General features: G+C 72.7%; 3 protein-coding genes. All 3 read left to right on the top strand.

Translation table 11 applies throughout. The features are described 5' to 3' along the window. A partial coding sequence (locus tag DQW06_RS22380) for a sugar transferase (protein ID WP_157983558.1) occupies positions 1-1,258 on the top strand: 1,258 nt, incomplete at its 5' end. Between the two features lie 3 nt (positions 1,259-1,261). Then, positions 1,262-2,053, top strand: a complete 792-nt coding sequence (locus DQW06_RS22375; protein ID WP_013154984.1) for a 3'(2'),5'-bisphosphate nucleotidase CysQ — start codon at positions 1,262-1,264, stop codon at positions 2,051-2,053. Between the two features lie 50 nt (positions 2,054-2,103). Next, positions 2,104-2,495 (top strand): phosphoadenosine phosphosulfate reductase family protein (locus DQW06_RS22370; protein WP_157983557.1); only part of this gene is annotated, 392 nt, incomplete at its 3' end.

Here is a 2,495-nt window from a genome sequence, read left to right as displayed (position 1 = left end):
CGTGTGGATCCTCTTCGTCTACCTGGGCGGCGGCTACGCCCGCCGCTTCCTGGGCGTGGGCACGGAGGAGTACCGCCGCGTCGCCACGGCCGGGATCGCCCTCGCCGCCGCCGTGGCCGTCGGCGCCTACGCCCTGCGCTTCGACCTCGCCCGCGGCTACGCGCTGGTCACCCTGCCGCTCATCCTCCTGCTCACCCTCGGTCTGAGGTACGCGCGCCGCAAGGCCCTGCACCGGCGCCGCGGTTCGGGCCAGTGCATGAGCGGGGTCGTGGTCGTCGGCTACCGCGTGGCCGTCCGCGACCTGGTCCGCCGGTTCCGCGGCGAGGTCTACCACGGCATGCGCGTGGTGGGCGTGTGCCTGCCCCAGGAGGAGGTCGCCTCCGGTCCGGGCGCCGACGAGGTGGAGGGCTGTCCGGTCCTGGGCACCTTCACCGGCGCGGCCGAGGCCGCCGCCCTGGCCGGGGCCGACACCGTCGCGGTCCTGGCCTGTCCGGAGATGGACGGGGCCGAGCTGCGCCGCCTGGCCTGGCGGCTGGAGGAGACCGGCACCGACCTCATCGTCGCCTCCGCGCTCATGGACGTGGCCGGACCGCGCACCTCCATCCGGCCGGTCGCGGGGCTGCCCCTGCTGCACGTGGAGCACCCCGAACTGGTGGGCGCGCGCCGCGTCCTCAAGGGCGCCTTCGACCGCTGCGCCGCCGCCCTGGCCCTGATACTGCTGTCGCCGCTGTTCCTCGCGCTGTGCGTCCTCGTCCGGGCCGAGGGCGGCGGGCCCGCCCTCTTCACCCAGACGCGGGTGGGCAGGGGCGGCCGCGAGTTCACCGTCTACAAGTTCCGTACGATGGTGGTGGGGGCCGAGGCGTTGAAGGCGATGCTCCAGCCCCGCAACGAGCACGAGGGCGTGCTGTTCAAGATGCGCCGCGACCCCAGGGTGACGGCCGTGGGGGCCTGGCTGCGCCGGTACTCGCTCGACGAGCTTCCCCAGCTCGTCAACGTGGTCCGGGGGGAGATGTCGCTCGTCGGCCCGAGGCCGCCGCTTCCGGAGGAGGTCGCCCGCTACGGGGACGACGTCCGCCGCAGGTTGGTGGTCAAGCCGGGTATGACGGGTCTGTGGCAGGTGAGCGGCCGCTCCGACCTCTCCTGGGAGGAATCGGTCCGCCTCGACCTGCGGTACGTGGAAAACTGGTCGCTGACACTGGACGTCCAGATCTTGTGGAAGACGTGGTCAGCGGTGATCCGTGGGGCGGGAGCATACTAGCCGGTGAAGAACATCCGAAACGATCATGAGGTGGCCCGCGACCTGGCCAGCGAGGCGGGGCAGCTGCTGCTGCGCCTGCGCGCCCGGCACGGCTTCGACGAGCCCGACGTCCTGCGCACCCTGGGGGACCGCACCTCCCACGAGTTCCTGTTCTCCGCGCTGGGACGGCTGCGGCCCAGCGACGCCGTCCTCTCCGAGGAGGGCGCCGACGACCCCGCGCGGCTCAACGCGCGCCGGGTGTGGATCATCGATCCCCTGGACGGCACGCGCGAGTTCGCCGAGGCCGGGCGCACCGACTGGGCGGTGCACGTGGCGCTGTGGGAGAACGGCGACCTGGTCGCGGGCGCCGTGGCGCTGCCCGCCCAGGGCAGCACCCTGTCCACGGTCGACCCGCCCTGGCTGCCCGAGGAGCGCCCCTCGGACCAGCGGCTGCGCATCACCGCCAGCCGGACCCGGCCCCCGGCCTTCGTCCAGCGGATGGCCACCCAGCTGGGCGCCGAGGTGGTCCCGATGGGCTCCGCGGGCGCCAAGATCTGCGCGGTGCTGCTCGGCATCGCCGACATCTACGTGCACGCGGGCGGCCAGTACGAGTGGGACAGCGCCGCCCCGGTGGCGGTGGCCCGGGCCTCGGGTCTGCACACCTCCCGGATCGACGGTTCCCCGCTGCGGTACAACACGGCGGACCCGCAGCTGCCGGATGTCCTTGTATGCCGATCGGAATTGTCGGGTATGTTGTTGGCGAGCATCCGCGACGGCGCGGACCTGGACAGCGCGGGTCCGCACGCGGGGGGCTGATAGGACGACCCCTCCGCCGTCGGCCCTGTCGGTATTTCTAAGGCGGATTCATGGGTCAGGCGAGTCAGCAGGCCGGACGCTACCAGCTCTCCCAGCTGGACGTCCTGGAGGCCGAAGCCATCTTCATCATGCGCGAGGTGGCCGCGGAGTTCGAGCGGCCGGTGCTGCTCTTCTCCGGCGGCAAGGACTCCATCGTGATGCTGCGCCTGGCCGAGAAGGCCTTCTGGCCCGGCGCCGTCCCCTTCCCCGTCATGCACGTGGACACCGGCCACAACTTCGACGAGGTCATCGAGTTCCGCGACCGCCGGGTCGCCGAGGCGGGGGTCCGCCTGGTCGTGGCCTCGGTGCAGGAGCAGATCGACGCGGGCAAGGTCTCCGAGCCCACCGGCCGCTGGGCCAGCCGCAACCGCCTCCAGACCTCGGCGCTGCTGGAGGCCATCGA

The sequence above is a fragment of the Nocardiopsis sp. TNDT3 genome, from assembly GCF_003427465.1.
Taxonomy (GTDB): Bacteria; Actinomycetota; Actinomycetes; order Streptosporangiales; family Streptosporangiaceae; genus Nocardiopsis; species Nocardiopsis dassonvillei.
The sequence above is the reverse complement of the archived record's forward strand: the minus strand, read 5'-3'. Positions and strand labels throughout refer to the sequence as shown.